We start from the raw sequence: 18,917 nt of genomic DNA on the forward strand, positions 1-18,917 counted from the left end.
ACCCTTGGAAAAGGCCAAGTCCGCTTCAATCAATCGATGGAGCGCGCTAACCCGATTGAGCGCTGCGGCGCTTACCTCGCGCCGGCCTGCGCTCCGGCGCAGCCTCCTGGACGCGCTCGATCGAGGTCAACCGGCCTGCGGTGAAGGCGTAAATGCCGGGACGGGGGCCGCGATTGTAGGTCAGAACAGTCGACCGGTCGCCGCGTTCGTTGGTCGAGAGACTGACGTGATCCGGCGCCCCCAGGCCGCGCGCAACGTCGCATTCGGTGTGGCCGAGAGCGACCGTTCCGCCTTGGGAAAGAGGCGCTACCTGACCGTCCTGCGGTGCATTGGGGTCACCCGGCGCAGGCGCCATGCCGGGGCAGCGGCCGTCGGCACTGATGAGATCGTCCGGGGTGATCGGCTTGTCCGGCGTGAGAGGCGGCGTCTCGATCGAAATGTTCTTGATGAACACTCGGCCCGGCTTCGAGAACCATTCGGCATCGCGCGACAGGAATTCCGGTGTGCCGGAACAGCCTGCGAGCAGGGTCGTGGTGAGGGCCAGCGTGATGAACAGCGGCCGCACGGAAAACTTCTGATACACGATCGATCGCGCCCCGATAGAGATCTTAAGCACTTGTCCAATCATCGATTTACGGCGTCACCGTGACCGTCCAACCGCAACCTTCAGAGAGGCGCTGATAGCGGCCACGGCCGGGCTAGTCCCGCCGCTGCCAGCGGCCGTTCTCGTCGGCCTGCCAGTAGGTGACTTCGAACGCAAGAGCCCTGCACTGCTTCCAGGTTGCGCGGGCCATCGCCACCGCTTCGTCATCGTCTCCGTTGAACAGCAACACCATCCGTTCGTAGCTGTCGGCATCGTCCGGCAGTGCGGCATTGTCGACCAGGAACCTGACCTTGGCGCCGTTCGGATTGCCCTCGCCCGCGGTCAGCAGGATCGGCTGATGCGCCGCATCCGCCACACGCCAGGTGGCATGCGGCAGAAACGAATCGTCACGATACGTCCACAGATGCGAATCGAGCGCATCGGTTCGCTCCTCCGAAGTCGACTGCACCACCACCCGCCAGCCGCGCGCGAGTGATTTCTCGAGCAGCGGCGGCAGGACCTGCTCGATGGTCCTGCCCTGGAGGTGATAGAACAGCACTTCGGTCATCGCGAGCCGATCACTTCTTGGCTTCGTAGTACTCCGCCACGAGCTGATTGAGCAGCCGCACGCCGTAGCCCGAGCCCCAGCTCTGATTGATATCGTTCTTCGGCGCGCCCATCGCGGTGCCGGCGATATCGAGATGCGCCCAGGGCGTTCCATCGACAAAGCGCTGCAGGAACTGCGCCGCGGTGATCGAGCCGCCGTTGCGCGATCCGGTGTTCTTCATGTCGGCGAACTGGGAGTCGATCTGCTTGTCGTATTCCGGGCCGAGCGGCATTCGCCACACCTTCTCGCCGGTGGCCTCGCCGACGGTGGTCAGCCGCTCGGCGAGCTGATCGTTGTTGGAGAACAGCCCGGCATATTCGGTGCCGAGCGCCACCATGATGGCGCCGGTCAGCGTCGCCAGATCGACCATGAATTTCGGCTTGTGCTTCTGCGCCACGTACCAGAGCACATCGGCGAGCACCAGGCGGCCTTCGGCGTCGGTGTTGATGATCTCGATGGTCTGACCCGACATCGAGGTGACGATGTCGCCGGGGCGCTGCGCGTTCCCGTCCGGCATGTTCTCGACCAGACCGATCGCGCCGACCACGTTGACCTTGGCCTTGCGTGCGGCGAGCGCGTGCATCAGGCCGACGACGCAGGCCGCGCCGCCCATGTCGCCCTTCATGTCTTCCATGCTGGCCGACGGCTTGATCGAGATGCCGCCGGTGTCGAAGCAGACGCCCTTGCCGACGAAGGCGAGCGGCTGCTCGTTCTTCTTGCCGCCGTTCCAGCGCATGATCACGGTGCGGCCGGGATGCGCCGAGCCCTGCGACACGCCGAGCAGCGCGCCCATCTTGAGCTGGGTCATCGCCTTGACGTCGAGGATCTGCACTTCGACGCCGAGCTTTTTGAGCTGCGCCGCACGCTTGGCGAACTCCTCCGGGTACAAGACGTTCGGCGGCTCGTTGACGAGTTCGCGCGCCAGGATCACGCCGTCGACGACATGGCCGTCGGGGGTGAACGCCTTCTTCGCCGCCGCCGGATCGGCCACCGCGATCGAGACGCTGGCATTGACCGAACCCGCCTCGTCGTCCTTCTTCTTGGTCTTGTAGCGGTCGAACTTGTAGGCGCGCAGCCGGATTCCCGATGCGAGCGCAGCCGCCTGCTCCGGCTTCATCGCACCGCCGGGCAGTTCACCGATCACGGTCACGGTCTGATCGCCGGCGCCGATCTTGCCGGCCACCGCGCCCCCGAGCTTCAGCAGATCGTAGTCCTTGATCGCCGTGGCTTTGCCGGCGCCGACCACGATCAGCCGGTCGACCTTGAGCCCCTCCGGCGCCAGCAGATCGAGCGCGGAACCGGACTTGCCTTTGAACTGGCTGGCGGCGGCTGCCCGCTTCACGGTGGCGATCGCCACACCCAAGGCCTTGGTCGCCGTCGCGCCGAACTTCAGAGCGTCGTCGCAGAACACGATCAACGTGCCGCGCGCAGGCGCAGAAAACGGGACGAATCCGACCTTGACGGCGTCGGGCATTGGCATTCCTCCTCAAGCAGGCTGTCGGCGGCAGAACGATCCGGCAGGCGCGGGTCCAAAACCGTTGTTTTGGAGTGTTGAGGCGTCGAGTCAAGACAACATCTGAAGCCTTACTCCTTTCACGGGAAAGTGGATTGCGCCGGAGTCGCCCCTCGGATTGAAGCAGACCAACGGCGGCGCCCCGACCGCAACGCCCGCGACCGGGTCGTTCCGCGGCCTCTCGCTGTGGCCGCCGAGCGACAGTGGCGCATCATTAACCATATCCCCAGCGCGCCGCGGCCCGGCCATTTTGTTGACAGATCAGACAGATGGTAGTGGGAGTCTGGGACAGCGTCGGATGTTTTCGCCCTGGGGAGGATTCATCATGAATCCGGGCGGCGACCAGATCCGAACGTGAGGGGATCGTACTGAGCGATGGGCTCCATCGACCGATATATCTTCCGTACGACCCTGGTGTCGTTCGCGGTGGTGATGGGTAGCCTGACAGGTGTGATCTGGATCACCCAGGCGCTGCGCGGCATCGATTTGATGACCAGCCAGGGCCAGACCATCATCACCTTTCTCGGGCTGACCGGCCTCGCCGTTCCGGTGCTGGTGCTGGTGATCGCGCCGATCGCCTTGATGATCGCGGTGGCGCATACGCTGAACCGCCTCGCCACCGATTCCGAGATCATCGTGATGAACGCCGCCGGCCTGTCGCCGATTCGGCTGTTTCGGCCGTTCTTCTACGCGACCATGGTTGTGGCGGCGCTCGTGATCATCATCGGCGCCTATATCGCGCCGGACGGGCTGCGGCGGATCGCGCGCTGGGACAGCGAGATTACCGCCGACGTGCTCGCCAACGTGCTGCAGCCGGGGCGGTTCGCCCAGCTCGAGCCGGGGCTGACGATCCGGGTGCGGGAGCGCCAGCCCGGCGGTATGCTGGTCGGCGTGTTCATCGACGACGCCCGCGCGCCCAACGAGCGCATCAGCATCATCGCCGACCACGGCACCGTCCTCAAAAACGACAAAGGCTCGTTCCTGGTGCTGGAAGACGGTCACCTCGAACGCTTCCAGACCGGCAAGCAGGAGCCCGCGCTGGTGGCGTTCAGCCGCTATGCCTTCGACATGTCGAAATTCTCCCGTGCCCGCGACGTGTCCTACGGAATCCGCGAACGCTACCTGTGGGAGTTGCTGTGGCCGCCGGCGAACGATCCGTTGCTGGCGCGGCTGCCGACGGAATTCCGGTCGGAGATGCACGACCGCCTGCTGGCGCCGATCTATCCGTTCTTCTTCGCGACCGTGGCGTTCGCCTTCCTCGGGCTTGCCCGCACCACCCGGCAGAGCCGCAACTTCTCGATGTTCGGCGCGGTGCTGGTCGCGTTCGTAGTCCGGCTGGCCGGATTTGCACTGTCGGTGATCGCCAACAAGACGCCTTACGTCGCTGGGCTGCAATACCTGCTGCTGGCGGTGGCGATCGCGCTCTGCCTGTGGCTGATCAAGCGCAACGTGGTGCTCGAGCCGCCGGCGCGGCTGACCGAAGCGCTGAATGCCGTCAATGCCTCGCTGCTCCGGTTGATCCGGCGCCCGGCGACGGCCTGATGCGGGGCGCATGATGGTCGTCAACACGCTCGGACGCTATTTCGCCCGCCGGTTCGTGATCGCCTCGCTCGGGGTGTTCTTCGGGCTGTTCGTGCTGCTGGTGTTCGTCGACTACGTCGACCTGCTGCGGCGGGCCGGCGGCCTTGCCGTCTCGGCGTTCTACGTCGCACAGGCGTCGTTCTGCCGGGTGCCGCAACTGCTCGAACGATTGCTGCCGTTCTGCATCCTGATCGGCGGCATGACCTGCTACCTGGCGTTGTCGCGCAGCCTCGAGCTGGTGGTGGCGCGTGCCGCCGGGCTGTCGGCGTGGGAATTCATCTCTCCGGCGCTGTGGAGCGCGATTGCGATCGGCCTCTTCGCCACCACGGTGTTCAACCCCCTGTCCGCGCACATGCAGGAGCGCGCCAAGCAGATGGAAGCCGAAATGTTCGGCGAGAACACCGGCGGGCTGCAGGACGCCAATGGCTTCTGGATGAATCAGGTCAATGCCGACGGACAGGCGATCATCAACGCCGCGCGCAGCCAGCAGCAAGGCGCGGTCCTGACCGGCATCACCGTGTTCCGGTTCGAGCCCGATTTCCAGTTCAAGGACCGAATCGAAGCGCGCGAAGCGGTGCTGGAGCCAGGCCATTGGCTGCTGAAGAATGTGCGCCGGTATACGCTGGACGGTGCTCCGGTAGATCAAGACACCATGGAGCTGCCGACTTCGCTGACGCTGGCGCAGGTCCGCAACAGTTTTGCCACCCCCGAGAGTGTGTCTTTTTGGCAACTCCCGGCCTACATCAAATCCTCGGAGAACTCCGGATTTGCGACGGCGGGCTACCGGCTGCAGTACCACAAGCTGCTGGCAAAGCCGTTTTTGTTGGCCGCAATGGTCATGCTAGCTGCTTCTGTCAGCTTGCGATTCTTCCGTTTCGGCGGCGTGCAAAAGATGGTTTTGAGTGGCGTGGCGGCAGGCTTTCTGCTCTATATCCTGTCGAAAGTGACCGAGGATTTGAGTAAGGCTGAACTGATGCATCCGCTTGCTGCGGCATGGTTGCCCGTGTGCGTGGGCGGCCTCGCCGGATTTTTGGCCTTGCTCTATCAGGAGGACGGATAGTGGCTGCGATGGCCGCCCTCCGAGGAAAGCTGTCGACCCGGCGTCGGCGCATGAAGATGCGCCGGGAACGCGCGGTCGCGGCCGCCCTGCTGACGCCGTTCGCCGTGTTCGCGCTCGCGGGCGCGGTGCAGACGGCCGCGATCGATTCCGCCTCGGCCCAGGGCTACAACTACAATCCGCGCCCGGCGCGGCCGAAGCCGCCGCCGCCGGCGGCGAACAACGGCCAGATGCTGGTGCAGGCCACCGAGGTCAATTACGACTACAACAACAAGCGCGTCGCTGCGGTCGGCAACGTGCAGATGTACTACAACGGCACCACGGTCGAGGCCGATCGGCTGGTCTACGACCAGGACACCAAACGGCTGCGCGCCGAAGGCAACGTCCGCATGACCGATGCGGACGGCAAGATCACCTACGCCAATTTCCTGGACCTGTCGGACGACTATCGCGACGGCTTCGTCGACTCGCTGCGCGTCGACACCGCACAGGACACCCGAATCGCCGCGTCGCGGGCCGACCGCACCGGCGGCAACTACAACGTGTTTCAGAACGGCGTGTACACCGCCTGCGCGCCCTGCAAGGACGATCCGAAGAAGCCGCCGCTGTGGCAGGTCAAGGGCGCCCGGATCATCCACGACCAGACCGACAAGATGCTGTATTTCGAGGATGCCCGGATCGAGTTTTTCGGCGTCCCGCTGGCGTACATGCCGTATCTGTCGACTCCCGATCCGACGGTGAAGCGCAAGACCGGCTTCCTGATGCCGTTCTACACCAGCAACACCACGTTCGGTTCCGGCTTCGAGATTCCGTTCTACTGGGCTCTGGCGCCCGACTACGACCTGACGCTGACGCCGCGCATCACCACCAAGCAGGGCGTGCTGATGCAGGGCGAATTCCGACAGCGCCTGCTCGACGGCGCCTATCAGATCCGCGCCTACGGCATCAACCAGTCCGATCCCGCCGCGTTCGGCAGCGCTCCCGGCAACCGCGATCTCCGCGGCGCCGTCGACACCCAGGGCCAGTTCGCCCTCAACGACAAGTGGGTGTGGGGCTGGGAAGGCGTGCTGATGTCGGATCGCGCGTTCTTCCTCGACTATCGGCTGGCGCAGTATCGCGACAGTTGGGGCACCTTCCTCAACCAAAGCACCGAGGCGACGTCGCAGATCTATCTGACCGGCGTCGGCAACCGGTCGTATTTCGACATCCGGGCGATCCATTATCTCGGCTGGGCGGCGGCGGACATTCAGGGCCAGATCCCGGTGATCCACCCGGTGCTCGACTATTCGAAGACGCTCGATCAGAACATCTTCGGCGGTGAGTTCAGCTACAAGTTCAACCTGACCAGCCTGAGCCGGCAGACCGCGCAGTTCGATCCGGTCACGACGATCGCCAACACCACCGGGCTGTGCCTCAACACATCTGCCGATCCTGCGGCCCGACTGCCGTCGAGCTGCCTGCTGCGCGGCGTTCCCGGCACCTACACGCGGCTGACCGCGCAGGCCGACTGGCGGCGCTCCTTCACCGATCCCTACGGCCAGATCTGGACGCCGTTCGCGTCGCTGCGCGCCGATGCGATCGACGCCTCGATCTCGAACCAGCCGGGCGTGTCGAATTACTTGACCCCCGGCGACACCCAGACGATGCGGCTGATGCCGACCGTCGGTCTGGAATATCGCTATCCGTTCATCAACGTGCAGCCGTGGGGCACCACGACGATCGAGCCGATCGCGCAAGTGATCATTCGCCCCAACGAGTCTTACGCCGGCAAGCTGCCGAACGAAGACGCTCAGACCATGGTGTTCGACACCAGCAACCTGTTCAGCGTCGACAAGTTCTCCGGTTACGACCGGGTCGAAGGTGGCGGTCGCGCCAATGTCGGCATTCAGGCGACGACTCAGTTCGATCAGGGCGGCTCGGTCAATGTGCTGTTCGGCCAGTCCTATCAACTGTTCGGCCTGAACTCTTTCGCGGTGGCGGACATCACCAACACCGGCCTCGACTCCGGTCTGGCCAAGCCGAAGTCCGACTATGTCGGCCGGGTGTCGTACTCGCCGAACTCGACCTACAAGTTCACCACCCGCGCCCGCTTCAACGAAGCGACGTTCAACGTCGAGCGGTTCGAGGCCGAGGCGAGCGCCAGCTTCAATCGCTGGTCGGTGAGCATGATCTACGGCAACTACGCTGAGCAGCCGGATCTCGGGTTCCTGACGCGCCGTCAGGGCATTCTGGGAACCGGAACGCTGAAGCTCGCCTCCAACTGGGTGGTTTCCGGCGGCGCGCGCTGGGATCTTGAAGCGAACAAAATCAACCAATATATCGTCGGCGCCGGTTACGTGGACGATTGCTTCGTGTTGGCGGTGAACTACGTCACCGGCTATTCGTACACCAATTACGGTACGACGCCGACGCTCAACCACTCGGTCATGCTGCAGCTCGGGCTGCGGACGATCGGGATGACGTCGATGCAGCAGAGTGTGTCTGCAGCATCGAGCGGCGTGTTCGGCCAATAGCGCGCGCGGCGCGGGCCTGCCATTTTCCCGCTAGCCACGACCCGACATCCCAACGGCTGTGAGGCAAACGCGATCCATGACGAGCAAGCTCTCCCTTCGCATCCTCGGCCTGGTGCTGTGCTGTGCCGCGGCCATCCCGGGTCTCGGCACCGTTGCGGCGCGAGCCCAGTCGGTGGTCGTGATGGTGAATGGAGAGCCGATCACCAATTTCGACATCGAGCAGCGCTCCAAGCTGAACCGGATGTCGCACAAGAACGACAGCCGGCAGCAAGTGCTGGACGATCTGATCGACGAGAAGGTCAAGATCAAAGAAGGCAAGAAGTACGGCGTCAACCCGACCGATTCCGACATCGATTCGTCCTACGCCACGATGGCCTCGCGGATGCGGATGAACTCTGCCCAGATGACGAAAATGCTCGCAGCGCAAGGGATTCGCCCCGATACGCTGAAGTCGCGGATCAAGGCGGAGATGGTCTGGGGCAGCCTGGTGCGCGGGCGCTTCAAGGACAGCCTGCAGGTCAGCGAGCGGGAGATTCAGGCGCAGCTCAAGGGCGGCGACGACTCCAAGGCCGTCGAAAGCTACGAGTATCAGCTTCGTCCGATCGTGATGATCGTCGCGCGCGGTTCGGATTCGGTCGATGCTCGCCGTCGGGAGGCCGAGCAGCTGCGCGGCCGCGTCACGAGCTGTGCAGAGGCCGACCGGCTGTTCAAAGCGCTGCCGAATGCGGCGATCCGCGGCACCGTGGTCAAGACCTCCGCCGACCTTCCGCCGGCGCTCCGTGACATTCTCGACAAGACCCCGGTCGGTCATCTCACCGCCCCCGAAGTCACCAAGCAGGGGATCGAGATGGTGGCGCTGTGCGGGCGCAAGCAATCGACCGCGGATACGCCGCGCAAGCGCGAGATCCGCGAGAAGATGTTCGCCGACAAATTCCAGGCGAAGTCGAAGGAATACCTGCAGGAAGTCCGCAAGGCCGCGATGATCGAATATCGCTGACCGCCTGGCGGCCCCTCTCGCAGCGATCAGCGCCGACAGGCGGGCCGCGGAGCCGATGTTGACCGGAATGGCAAGACCCCTGGTTCTGACGCTCGGCGAACCCGCCGGAATCGGCCCCGACGTCACGCTCGCGGCCTGGCTGCAGCGCGCGCAGCACGACCTGCCCCCCTTCTACATCCGCGGCGATGCCGCTTGTCTGACCCGCCGCGCCAAGGTCCTCGGCCTCGACGTCAGGGTCGCCGAGGTCGGAGCCGACGAAGCCGCACCCGCGTTTGCGCACGCCCTTCCCGTCGTCCCGACCGGGCGGATCGCGACGGCCGCGCCGGGCCAGCCCGACGAGTCCAGCGCGGCGGCGGCGATCGCGTCGATCGAACACGCCGTCGCCGACGTCCGGGAGCATCGCGCGGCCGCCGTTGTCACCAATCCGATCGCCAAGAGCGTGCTGTACAAGGCCGGCTTCCATCATCCTGGCCATACCGAATTTCTCGCCGAGTTGGCGAAACGCGACGGCGTCGTGCCGCAGCCGGTGATGATGCTGTGGTGCCCGTCGCTCGCCGTGGTGCCGGTCACGATCCATGTGTCGCTGCGCGACGCGATCGCGCAGCTCAGCACCGAGCTGATCGTGTCCACCGCGCGGATCGTGGTACAGGACCTGCGCAGCCGGTTTGGAATCGCGCAGCCGCGGCTGGCGCTCGCCGGCCTTAATCCGCACGCCGGCGAGGACGGCTCGCTCGGCCGCGAGGACCGGGCCATCGTCGCGCCCGCGGTGGAGATCCTGCGCGGCGAAGGCGTCGATGCACGGGGACCTCTGCCCGCCGACACCATGTTTCACGCCGCCGCACGCAAGACTTACGACTGCGCGCTCGGCATGTATCACGACCAGGCGCTGATCCCGATCAAGACTATCGCCTTCGACGAAGGCGTCAACGTCACGCTCGGCCTGCCCTTCGTCCGCACCTCGCCGGATCACGGCACCGCATTCGACATCGCCGGGACCGGCCGCGCCGATCCGTCGAGCCTGATCGCGGCATTGAAGCTCGCTGCGCGAATGGCATCGGCCGCCCCCACATGAGCGCGATCGACGACCTGCCGCCGCTGCGCGAGGTGATCCGGCGACACGATCTCGCCGCGCGGAAATCGCTCGGTCAGAACTTCCTGCTCGATCTCAATCTCACCGCCCGCATCGCCCGCGCGGCCGGCCCGCTCGACGAAGTGACGGTGGTGGAAATCGGCCCCGGCCCCGGCGGTCTGACCCGGGCGCTGCTCGCGACCGGCGCCCGGCGCGTGATCGCGATCGAACGCGATGAACGCGCGCTCGGCGCGCTCGAGGAGATCGCGGCGCACTATCCCGGCCGACTCGACATCGTCAGCGGCGACGCCATGCAGTTCGATCCGCGCCCGATGCTCAACGGCGAACGCGCCCGGATCGTCGCCAACCTGCCCTACAACATCGCCACGCCGCTGCTGATCGGCTGGCTGTGCGCCGAGCCGTGGCCGCCGTGGTACGAGATGATGGTGCTGATGTTTCAGCGCGAGGTGGCGCAGCGCATCGTCGCGCGCGAGACCGACGACGCCTACGGCCGGCTCGCTGTGCTGTCGAACTGGCGTGCCGAGACTCAGATGCTGTTCGACATTTCGCCGTCCGCCTTCGTGCCGCCGCCGAAAGTGACCTCTTCGGTGGTTCGCTTGGTGCCCCGCGCGCACCCTGAGCCTTGTGATCGCGTAGCGCTCGAACAAGTCGCAGCCGCGGCGTTCGGCCAGCGCCGCAAGATGCTGCGGCAGAGTTTGAAGTCGCTCGGTGTCGATCCGGCTCGGCTCGCCGCTGCGGCCGGCATCGATCCCGCCCGCCGCGCCGAGACCGTGCCGCTATCGGGTTTTGTTGCCATGGCGAACGAATTGTCCAATAGTCGCGCCACAAAAAACACGCCTGAAGGGAGAGACCCGACATGACGCAGATGCGTCGCCAATCGCTGGTGAAATTCGACGCGCCGCTGTGCGAGACCATCATCGACGCGCCCAAGCCGCAGGGCCGCGAGGTGCTGGTGAAGATCGAGCGCTGCGGGCTGTGCCATTCCGACCTGCACATCCAGGACGGCTATGCCGATCTCGGCGGTGGCAAGAAGCTCGACACCACGCGCGGCATGACCTTGCCGTTCACCCTCGGTCACGAGATCGCCGGCGTGGTCGCCGAAGTCGGCCCCGACGCGCCGCAGGATCTTGTCGGCACCAAGAAGGCGGTATTTCCCTGGATCGGCTGCGGCAAATGCCGCGACTGCCTCGCCGGCGACGAGAACCTGTGCGCCAGGAATCGCTTCCTCGGCGTCTCGATCGACGGCGGCTTCGCGACCCACGTTCTGGTGCCGGACGCCAAGTATCTGCTCGACTACGATCCGCTGCCGACCAATGTCGCGGCGACGCTGATGTGCTCGGGTATCACCGCCTACGGCGCGCTGAAGCGCCTGGTCGATCGGCCGCGCCAGCGCAATCTGTTGCTGATCGGATTGGGCGGCGTCGGCATGATGGGACTGTCGCTCGCCCAGGCGATGTTCAAGCAGCCGATCGCGGTCGCCGATCTCAGCCCGGCGGCGCGCGAGACCGCGCTGAAGAACGGCGCGGCGGTCGCTTACGATCCGTCCGAGCCCGACGTCGCCAAGCGCATCTTCAAGGAAACCGACGGCGGCTTCGACGGCATTGTCGACTTCGCCGGCAACGACAAGTCGATGAACTTCGCAGTCAGCTCCGTCGCACGCGGCGGCAAGATCGTGGTGTCCGGCCTGATGGGCGGCCAGTTCTCGCTGCCGATGGTGCAGTGGATCTACAAGCGCATGACGGTCGAAGGCTTTATGACCGGCACACTCGAAGAGACCAAGGAGCTGATGGCGCTGGCACGCGCCGGCAAGGTCAAGGCGACTCCGATGAAGGAGGAGCCGATGCAGGACGTGCAGAAATGGATCGATCAGCTTCGTGCCGGTAAGGTCGTCGGCCGCATCATGCTGACGAACTAATCGGCCCGGCTGTTCTGAGAACCGCAGCATTTCGGGTTCCAGCACCCGCAATGCTGCGGTTTTGATTTGTCTCACCCTCACCGGATTGTCGGCATATTGCGACCCCATTTGTCGCGGAAAAAACGGACGAACAGAGGTTCGTTGTCCGCGTCAGAATGGGGAAAGCCATGCACAACCGATCCGCGAAGTTGCTGTCCGCTGCGGGCGCCGGCGTGATTGCAAGCCTGGCCGTCGTAGCGGTGGTGCCCGCCCCGGCGCGTGCAGACACCTGCCTGTCGGCTCCGAACGCGCCGACTCCGGCCGGCAGCCATTGGTTCTACCGGACTGATCACGCCAACAAGCGCAAGTGCTGGTACTTGCGCAAGGTCGACGCCACCCCCGCCGCCGCGCCGGCGGATGCAGATGCGGCGGACGGCGCTTCGGTGGAAGCAGCCCCCGCTCCGTCGGTCGCGAAGACGAAAACGGTGACTGCGACCGGCGCAGCGCAACCGGCGGCGGTCTCGCAGCCGACGCCGTCTCCGCTTTCGCCCTCGGTCGCCGATGCGCGGGCGGAATACGCGGCGCCGCCACAGCCGCGCAACGCCGCTCCCGCCGCAGCGAATTCACCGTTCCCCGATCCGGTTCTGGCGGCGCCCGCCGAAGCCCCTCAGCAGACCGCAGCACCGGCTCCGCAAACTGCGCCCGCGGCGCCGCCGGTGACGATGAAGGAACGATGGTCGGAACCAGCGGCAGCGAACATGCCGGGCGCGACGGACGCAACCGACAGATTGCGCAAGGCCGCCAAGGTGACGGCAAAGGCAGCCCCGACCTCCTCGACAGACGCAGCAATGAGCGCGGGTACGATCGCCACCCTGATCGGTGCGCTGCTGGCGGCTCTGGCTGTCGCCGGCGGCATCGTCGCTGCACTGGTGAAGTTCGGCCGCTCCGAGCCGGTCGTCCGACGCGATGCGAGCGAGCGGCCCGATCTGTGGGCGGGGCATTCCGAGCCGATCGACACCGGTATGTATGCCGATGATTTCCGCGCGAGCCCGATCGACCTCGACGCCCCTGCCGACGCGGCGATCGCGCCGGACCAGCGTCCGGTACCGGTGCAGGAGAGCGAGCCGCCGGCGTGGATCCGGGCGGCGCGCGAGCGCCACGTCGCCAACGACACCACGCGCCCGAGCGATGCGCCCGCACAGCGCCCGGCAGGCGACAACGCGCAGCCGTCGCGCGCCCCCGAAGCGTCGCGCGCGCCTGCGCGTGAACCGGCCCCGGTGACCGACGAAATCGAGCAGTTGCTGGCGCTGGCTCAGAAGCGCTCGGCGGCGTAACCGTCAGCCTTCGAGCTGCTGGCGCATATCGCGGACGAAGGCGTCGATGCCGATTTGGCGCTCACGCTTGAGCTGCTCGGCCCGCAGGATCGCCTTCACCGACTCGAATGCGATGCCGACATTGTCGTTGACGACGATGTAGTCGTAAGCGTCGTAGTGACTCATCTCGTCGCCGGCCTTCTTCATCCGGCCCTGGATGACGTCGTGGCTGTCCTGCGCGCGAGTATGCAGGCGGTGCTCCAGCGCCTGCACCGAGGGCGGCAGCACGAACACGCTGACCACGTCGTTGGGAGCATGGCTGCGCAGTTGCTGTGTACCCTGCCAATCGATGTCGAACAGCACGTCACGACCAGAGGCCAGCGCCGCTTCGACCGGCGCGCGCGGCGTGCCATAGCAATTGTCGAAGACGTTCGCCCATTCGAGGAACTCTCCTGCAGCGACCATCTGGTCGAATTTCGCACGATCGACAAAAAAGTAATCGCGCCCTTCGACTTCGCCCGGCCGCATCGGCCGCGTGGTGGCAGATACCGACATCTGCAGACCGGCCGCTTCCTTCACCAGCATCCGCGACAGAGTCGTCTTGCCGGCACCGGACGGCGACGACAGCACGAACATCACGCCGCGCCGCTCGACACCATTGTGTCCGCCCGCCGCTCCGTCGCTCATGGTTACTCCAGATTCTGAACCTGTTCGCGGAACTGCTCGACGACGTTCTTCATCGCCAGCCCGGCATTGGTGAGCTCCAGGTCGATCGACTTGGAGCAGCAGGTGTTGACCTCGCGGTTGAACTCCTGCGCGAGAAAATCGAGCCGCCGCCCGACGGCGCCGCCCTTGGCGAGAATCTCGCGGCTCTGCGCGATGTGCGAGGCGATGCGATCGAGTTCCTCGCGGATGTCGGCCTTGGTGGCCATCATGATCGCTTCCTGGTGCAGCCGATCGGCATCGAACCGATCCGAGGTGTCGAGCAGCGCCGCGATCTGTTCGGCGAGCCGGGCCTTGATCGCCTCGGGCTTTCTCCCCGGCGCCGCTTCGGCCTGCTTGGCGAGCCCCTCGAGTTCGCCGAGCCGCTGGGCCAGCACTGCGCCGAGGCTTGCGCCTTCGCGCTTGCGCATCTCGATCAGACTGTTCAAGGCCTCGGCGAAAGCGGTCTCGACAGCAGCGCGTGCGGCCTTGTCCTCGGCCTCGTCGGCCTCGGGCTCGACCACTTCGATCACGCCCTTGATGGCGAGAAGTCCGTCGATGCTCGGTGCGACGGCGTCAACCTTGCCCGCGACCTCCGCCGCGACCTTCAGCACCGAGTTGAGTACGTCCTCGTTGATCCGCACGGTGGACAGCGCGTTGGCGCGCTTCACGGTGAGATTGGCGTAGACGGTGCCGCGCGTGAGCAGTTCGGCGGCGCGCTTGCGCACCGGCGGCTCGATGTCGTCCCATCCGGGCGGGAGCCGCATCCGGAAGTCGAATCCCTTGGCATTGACCGACTTCAATTCCCATTCGAACACATAGGGCCCGCTGGCGCCGTGGCTGCGTGCAAATCCGGTCATGCTCGATAACGACATCGCGTCAGTGTCTCCGGATCGCGGGGTTGAGAATCGCGTCGAACGGCAGGCGGAACTTACCGCAAACGCCGCCGCAATGTGAACTGCCGGACTACTCGGCCGCGCCGTTGCGCGTGCGGCGCTTCTGGGCGCCGCTCTTGGCCTTGGGGGATCCGGTGGTCGTCGCGGTGGCGGCGGGATCGGCAGCGGTATCGGTCGCCGCGGCGGCCGACGGCGACGAGGCCTCCTCCGCCGGCTCGACGGTATCGTTCTGGATCTGCTTTTCCAGCGCCCGCAGCTTGGCCACGTTCTTCTGATGCGCCTCGTAGCTGTCACTGAACGCGTGACCGCCGCTGCCGTCGGCGACGAAATACAGGTCGCGGGTGCGTGCCGGATTGGCGGCGGCTTCCAGCGACGCCCGCCCCGGATTAGCGATCGGCCCGGGCGGCAGTCCGTCGATCACGTAGGTGTTGTAGGGCGACGGCTGGGTGATCTCGCTGCGCTTGATCGGACGGCCGAGCGTGCCCTTGCCGCCGACCAGACCATAGATGATCGTCGGGTCGGACTGCAGCCGCATCTTCTTCTGCAGGCGATTGACGAACACGGCAGCCACCCGGGTGCGCTCGTCGGGCTTGCCGGTCTCCTTTTCGACCAGCGACGCCAAGGTGACCAACTGCTCGGGCGTCCTGACCGGCACATCCGGGTTGCGTCGCTCCCAGATCTCGCTCAGCACCCGCTTCTGCGCCTGCTGCAGTCGATTCAATACCTGCTCACGGAGAGTACCGCGAGGAAACTTGTAGGTCTCCGGCAGCAACGTTCCTTCACGCGGAATTTCACGGATGCTGCCGGTGAAGATCGGGTTCTCCGACAGCCGCTCGACGATCTGCTCCGACGTCAGCCCCTCGGGAATCGTCACCGCATGCTGCACCACCTTGCCCTCGACGATGGTGCCGATCACGCTGCGCAGGCTGGCGTTCTTCTGGAACAGATACTCACCCGGCTTGAGCTCGGTGCGCGCGCGCAAGGCCATCACGCCTCCGGCGAACACCAACCAGCCGTCTTCGATCACGCCTTCGCGTTTCAGAATCTGCGCGATGTCGTCGAGACCGGCACGCTGCGGGATGTTGACGGTTTTGTCCTGCGCCAGCGGTCCCGGCGCTTCGAGCTTGTTCTTGCCGTACACATACAAGCCACCGGCACCGATCATCACCACCACGATGAACGTGATGATGGCATTGCCGACAATCACCAGCGGATTGCGCGCGTGGTCGGACCGCTTCGGCGGCGGCGGAAGCTGCTCCGGTTCGAGTGCCGCGCGTGGGCTCTTGGGCGAAATCGGCGGCCTTTCACTCATCGGTGCAACCTGAATCCTGTCGGCTCGCATTGGGGCCCGCGCAATCTGCGCCGGCGACATTCGGGATCACGACGTCGATGCAATGTCCGGTCCGGAGTCTATCCGGACCGATGAGGGCTGCAACCGATCATACTCCGAAACTGATGGACCGCGTAGCGTTTAGCAGCGATTGCGGCGAAACGGTGGATGACGAGGCGTGCGCCTAGTTCGGCACGCGCTGCAATAGCAGCGACGCGTTGGTGCCACCGAACCCGAAGGAGTTCGACAGCGCAACGTTGATCTCGCGGGACCGCGGCTTCCACGGCACCAGATCGATCGCGGTTTCCACCGACGGGTTGTCGAGATTGATCGTCGGCGGCGCGACGTTGTCGCGAATCGCCAGCACGCTGAAGATCGCTTCCACCGCACCGGCGGCGCCGAGCAGATGCCCGATCGACGACTTGGTCGACGACATCGAGACGCGCGAGGCGGCGTTACCGAGCAGCCGTTGCGCGGCGCCGAGTTCGATCTCGTCTCCGAGCGGAGTCGAGGTGCCGTGCGCGTTGATGTAATCGACGTCGGACACCGCGATGCCGCCGCGCTTGATCGCGGCGCTCATGCAGCGAAACGCGCCATCGCCGTCCGCACTCGGCGCGGTGATGTGATAAGCGTCGCCCGACAGACCGTAGCCGATCACTTCGGCGTAGATCCGCGCGCCGCGCGCCTTGGCGTGTTCGTACTCCTCGAGCACCACGATGCCGGCGCCCTCGCCCATCACGAAGCCGTCGCGATCCTTGTCGTAGGGCCGCGACGCCTTGGTCGGCGCGTCGTTGAAACCGGTCGACAGCGCCCGCGCGGCGGAGAACCCGGCCATCGCCAGCCGGCTGATCGGAGACTCGGTGCCGCCGGCCACCATCACGTCGGCGTCGCCGAGTGCGATCAGCCGCGACGCGTCACCGATCGCGTGCGCGCCGGTCGAACACGCCGTGACCACCGCATGGTTCGGACCCTTGAGGCCGAACTCGATCGAGACGTAGCCCGAAGCGAGATTGATCAGGCGGCCGGGAATGAAGAAGGGAGAGATCCGGCGCGGTCCGCGTTGCTCCAGCAGCAGCGCGGTCTCGGCGATCCCCTGCAGGCCGCCGATGCCGGAGCCGATCAGCACGCCGGACGCGCAGCGCTCTTCCTCGGTCGAAGGATGCCAGCCGGCGTCGTCGAGCGCCTGCCGCGCCGCGGCCATCGCATAGACGATGAAGTCGTCGACCTTGCGCTGGTCTTTCGGCTCCATCCACTGGTCGGGATTGAAAGTGCCTTCGGTGCCGTCGCCGCGCGGAATGATGCAGGCGATCTGGCTGGCGAGATCGGAGACCTCGAACGCCTCGATCTTGCGTGCGCCGCTCTCGCCGGCGAGAACACGCCTCCAGGTCGTTTCGACGCCGCAGCCCAGCGGCGAGACCATGCCAAGGCCCGTGACGACAACCCGTCTCATCTCCAGCACTCCGGCGTCCAATGCGCAATGCAAAGCAAGAAGCCGGTGGACCGCCGTGATGCGGTCCGGCCGGCTTCCATCACATCGCGCGGAGCGTCAGCTCTTCGCGTTCTTTTCGAGAAACTTGGTGGCGTCGCCGACGGTGAGAATCGTCTCGGCGGCATCGTCCGGAATTTCGCAGCCGAACTCTTCTTCGAACGCCATCACGAGTTCGACGGTGTCGAGGCTGTCGGCGCCGAGATCGTCGATGAAGCTGGCGCTATCGACCACTTTCTCGGGCTCGACACCAAGGTGTTCGACCACGATCTTCTTAACCCGCTCGCCAATCTCACTCATGTATTTAACCCCGTGCTGTTCCGTTTCGACCCGACCGACAGACGATACGAGCCATCGTGGTGCGTCAACTCGCTAAGTTCCCGTCGCATCGCGAAGTGTGTTGATTTTGCCCCCGTCCCCGGGTCGAAGCCGACCACAAGGGCGGCAGGCTCCCCATCGCCAATATACAGGGTTTGGACATCCTGCAATGGCCTTCTTTTGCCTGTCCGCCGGTGCTTCGGTTATCATACTTCCGATGCATTGACCACAAGTCCGGGACGGCGCGCGGTAGGCCGCGTGCGCCGCCACAGGCTCGCAGATCGTCTCAGATCATCGCCATCCCGCCATTGACGTGAATCGTCTGTCCGGTGACGTAGGCGGCCTCGTTCGAGCTGAGATAGACCGCCGCAGCGGCGATGTCCTCCGGCGTGCCGAGCCTGCCGGCCGGCACCTTGCCGAGAATCGCTTCGCGTTGCTTGTCGTTGAGAACATCGGTCATCGGCGTGGCGATGAAGCCCGGTGCGATGCAGTTCGCCGTGATGTTGCGCTTGGCGTATTCGGCGCCGAGGGTTTTGATCATGCCGATCAGTCCGGCCTTCGACGCCGTGTAGTTGCCCTGCCCCGGATTGCCGGTGACACCGACCACCGAAGTGATGGCGATGATACGGCCGAACTTCTTGCGCATCATCAGCTTGGTCGCGGCACGGGTCAGCCGGAAGGTCGCGGTGAGGTTGACCTTGATCACCTCGTCCCAATCCTCGTCGCGCAGCTGCACGAACAGATTGTCGCGGGTGATACCTGCGTTGCACACCAGGATGTCGAGCCCGCCCATCGCCTCGGCCGCAGCCGGCACCAGCGCCTCGACGTCCGCCGCATCCGACAGATTGCACGGCAGCACGTGAACGCGCTCGCCGAGCTTGCCGGCCAACGCATCCAGCGCCTCGCGGCGCGTGCCGGAGATCGCCACGGTGGCGCCCTGGCCGTGCAGCGCCTGCGCGATCGCGCCGCCGATGCCGCCGGTTGCGCCGGTGACCAGCGCGGTCCTGCCTGTCAGATCGAACATGTCGCCTCCTTGT

The 18,917-nt window shown here is 65.5% G+C and carries 17 protein-coding genes; 8 read left to right on the forward strand and 9 right to left on the reverse strand.

Translation table 11 applies throughout. The annotated features are described in order from the left end of the window. Positions 1-46: 46 nt before the first annotated feature. The 3 genes from DWA33_RS12785 to DWA33_RS12795 form a co-directional block, all read right to left on the reverse strand. Positions 47-583: a hypothetical protein gene (locus DWA33_RS12785; protein WP_114358474.1), complete on the reverse strand. Its 537-nt coding sequence runs from the start codon at positions 581-583 to the stop codon at positions 47-49. Positions 584-698: 115 nt separating this feature from the next. Beyond that, positions 699-1,151 (reverse strand): DNA polymerase III subunit chi, encoded by a 453-nt coding sequence (locus DWA33_RS12790; RefSeq protein WP_114358475.1) that lies wholly within the window; start codon positions 1,149-1,151, stop codon positions 699-701. A 10-nt stretch (positions 1,152-1,161) separates the two neighbouring features. Next, positions 1,162-2,664, reverse strand: a complete 1,503-nt coding sequence (locus DWA33_RS12795) for a leucyl aminopeptidase (protein ID WP_114358476.1) — start codon at positions 2,662-2,664, stop codon at positions 1,162-1,164. Positions 2,665-3,078: 414 nt separating this feature from the next. Here DWA33_RS12795 and lptF point away from each other — a divergent pair, with 414 nt between their 5' ends. The 8 genes from lptF to DWA33_RS12835 all read left to right on the forward strand — a co-directional run bounded on the left by lptF (position 3,079) and on the right by DWA33_RS12835 (position 13,169). Next, positions 3,079-4,245 (forward strand): LPS export ABC transporter permease LptF, encoded by a 1,167-nt coding sequence (gene lptF, locus DWA33_RS12800; RefSeq protein ID WP_114358477.1) that lies wholly within the window; start codon positions 3,079-3,081, stop codon positions 4,243-4,245. A gap of 13 nt (positions 4,246-4,258) precedes the next feature. Then, positions 4,259-5,344 (forward strand): LPS export ABC transporter permease LptG, encoded by a 1,086-nt coding sequence (gene lptG / locus DWA33_RS12805; protein ID WP_114358607.1) that lies wholly within the window; start codon positions 4,259-4,261, stop codon positions 5,342-5,344. Beyond that, entirely contained in the window at positions 5,344-7,854 is a 2,511-nt protein-coding gene (locus tag DWA33_RS12810) for an LPS-assembly protein LptD (RefSeq protein WP_114358478.1), read from the forward strand. Before lptG ends, DWA33_RS12810 begins: the two co-directional genes overlap by 1 nt. 76 nt (positions 7,855-7,930) lie before the next feature. After that, complete coding sequence (locus DWA33_RS12815) at positions 7,931-8,851, forward strand: SurA N-terminal domain-containing protein (RefSeq protein ID WP_114358479.1); 921 nt, start codon at positions 7,931-7,933, stop codon at positions 8,849-8,851. Positions 8,852-8,909: 58 nt separating this feature from the next. Further along, positions 8,910-9,923 carry a 4-hydroxythreonine-4-phosphate dehydrogenase PdxA gene (gene pdxA / locus DWA33_RS12820; protein WP_114358608.1) on the forward strand — a complete coding sequence of 338 codons (1,014 nt, stop codon included), beginning with the start codon at positions 8,910-8,912 and terminating at the stop codon, positions 9,921-9,923. Further along, on the forward strand, positions 9,920-10,801 hold the full coding sequence (gene rsmA, locus DWA33_RS12825; protein ID WP_114358480.1) for a 16S rRNA (adenine(1518)-N(6)/adenine(1519)-N(6))-dimethyltransferase RsmA: 882 nt from the start codon (positions 9,920-9,922) through the stop codon (positions 10,799-10,801). Before pdxA ends, rsmA begins: the two co-directional genes overlap by 4 nt. After that, a complete protein-coding gene (locus DWA33_RS12830; protein WP_114358481.1) occupies positions 10,798-11,856 on the forward strand; it encodes an alcohol dehydrogenase in 1,059 nt (352 codons plus the stop codon). The genes rsmA and DWA33_RS12830 overlap by 4 nt, the downstream gene beginning before the upstream one ends. Before the next feature lie 167 nt (positions 11,857-12,023). Continuing rightward, a complete protein-coding gene (locus DWA33_RS12835) occupies positions 12,024-13,169 on the forward strand; it encodes a hypothetical protein (RefSeq protein ID WP_114358482.1) in 1,146 nt (381 codons plus the stop codon). A 3-nt stretch (positions 13,170-13,172) separates the two neighbouring features. On the opposite strand, the gene gmk is transcribed toward DWA33_RS12835, so the two are convergent. The 6 genes from gmk to fabG all read right to left on the reverse strand — a co-directional run bounded on the left by gmk (position 13,173) and on the right by fabG (position 18,904). Beyond that, on the reverse strand, positions 13,173-13,835 hold the full coding sequence (gene gmk / locus DWA33_RS12840) for a guanylate kinase (RefSeq protein ID WP_114358483.1): 663 nt from the start codon (positions 13,833-13,835) through the stop codon (positions 13,173-13,175). Between the two features lie 2 nt (positions 13,836-13,837). Continuing rightward, positions 13,838-14,725 (reverse strand): YicC/YloC family endoribonuclease, encoded by an 888-nt coding sequence (locus DWA33_RS12845; RefSeq protein WP_114358484.1) that lies wholly within the window; start codon positions 14,723-14,725, stop codon positions 13,838-13,840. Positions 14,726-14,816: 91 nt separating this feature from the next. Next, entirely contained in the window at positions 14,817-16,058 is a 1,242-nt protein-coding gene (gene mltG, locus DWA33_RS12850) for an endolytic transglycosylase MltG (protein ID WP_114358485.1), read from the reverse strand. A gap of 202 nt (positions 16,059-16,260) precedes the next feature. Beyond that, on the reverse strand, positions 16,261-17,526 hold the full coding sequence (gene fabF, locus DWA33_RS12855; RefSeq protein ID WP_114358609.1) for a beta-ketoacyl-ACP synthase II: 1,266 nt from the start codon (positions 17,524-17,526) through the stop codon (positions 16,261-16,263). Between the two features lie 96 nt (positions 17,527-17,622). Next, positions 17,623-17,862, reverse strand: coding sequence for an acyl carrier protein (locus DWA33_RS12860; protein WP_002716125.1), 240 nt, complete (start codon positions 17,860-17,862; stop codon positions 17,623-17,625). 304 nt (positions 17,863-18,166) lie between these two features. Further along, on the reverse strand, positions 18,167-18,904 hold the full coding sequence (fabG, locus tag DWA33_RS12865) for a 3-oxoacyl-[acyl-carrier-protein] reductase (RefSeq protein ID WP_114358486.1): 738 nt from the start codon (positions 18,902-18,904) through the stop codon (positions 18,167-18,169). Between the last annotated feature and the right edge of the window lie 13 nt (positions 18,905-18,917).

It is taken from the genome of Rhodopseudomonas pentothenatexigens (assembly GCF_900218015.1).
Taxonomy (GTDB): Bacteria; Pseudomonadota; Alphaproteobacteria; order Rhizobiales; family Xanthobacteraceae; genus Rhodopseudomonas; species Rhodopseudomonas pentothenatexigens.

Bases quoted from the DNA above. Each gene is read 5' to 3' on its own strand.
- fabF (WP_114358609.1), bottom strand. From the start codon at position 17,526: ATGAGACGGGTTGTCGTCACGGGCCTTGGCATGGTCTCGCCGCTGGGC.
- mltG (WP_114358485.1), bottom strand. From the start codon at position 16,058: ATGAGTGAAAGGCCGCCGATTTCGCCCAAGAGCCCACGCGCGGCACTC.
- DWA33_RS12835 (WP_114358482.1), top strand. From the start codon at position 12,024: ATGCACAACCGATCCGCGAAGTTGCTGTCCGCTGCGGGCGCCGGCGTG.
- DWA33_RS12845 (WP_114358484.1), bottom strand. From the start codon at position 14,725: ATGTCGTTATCGAGCATGACCGGATTTGCACGCAGCCACGGCGCCAGC.
- DWA33_RS12790 (WP_114358475.1), bottom strand. From the start codon at position 1,151: ATGACCGAAGTGCTGTTCTATCACCTCCAGGGCAGGACCATCGAGCAG.
- lptF (WP_114358477.1), top strand. From the start codon at position 3,079: ATGGGCTCCATCGACCGATATATCTTCCGTACGACCCTGGTGTCGTTC.
- fabG (WP_114358486.1), bottom strand. From the start codon at position 18,904: ATGTTCGATCTGACAGGCAGGACCGCGCTGGTCACCGGCGCAACCGGC.
- DWA33_RS12795 (WP_114358476.1), bottom strand. From the start codon at position 2,664: ATGCCCGACGCCGTCAAGGTCGGATTCGTCCCGTTTTCTGCGCCTGCG.
- rsmA (WP_114358480.1), top strand. From the start codon at position 9,920: ATGAGCGCGATCGACGACCTGCCGCCGCTGCGCGAGGTGATCCGGCGA.
- lptG (WP_114358607.1), top strand. From the start codon at position 4,259: ATGGTCGTCAACACGCTCGGACGCTATTTCGCCCGCCGGTTCGTGATC.
- gmk (WP_114358483.1), bottom strand. From the start codon at position 13,835: ATGAGCGACGGAGCGGCGGGCGGACACAATGGTGTCGAGCGGCGCGGC.
- DWA33_RS12815 (WP_114358479.1), top strand. From the start codon at position 7,931: ATGACGAGCAAGCTCTCCCTTCGCATCCTCGGCCTGGTGCTGTGCTGT.
- DWA33_RS12830 (WP_114358481.1), top strand. From the start codon at position 10,798: ATGACGCAGATGCGTCGCCAATCGCTGGTGAAATTCGACGCGCCGCTG.
- DWA33_RS12860 (WP_002716125.1), bottom strand. From the start codon at position 17,862: ATGAGTGAGATTGGCGAGCGGGTTAAGAAGATCGTGGTCGAACACCTT.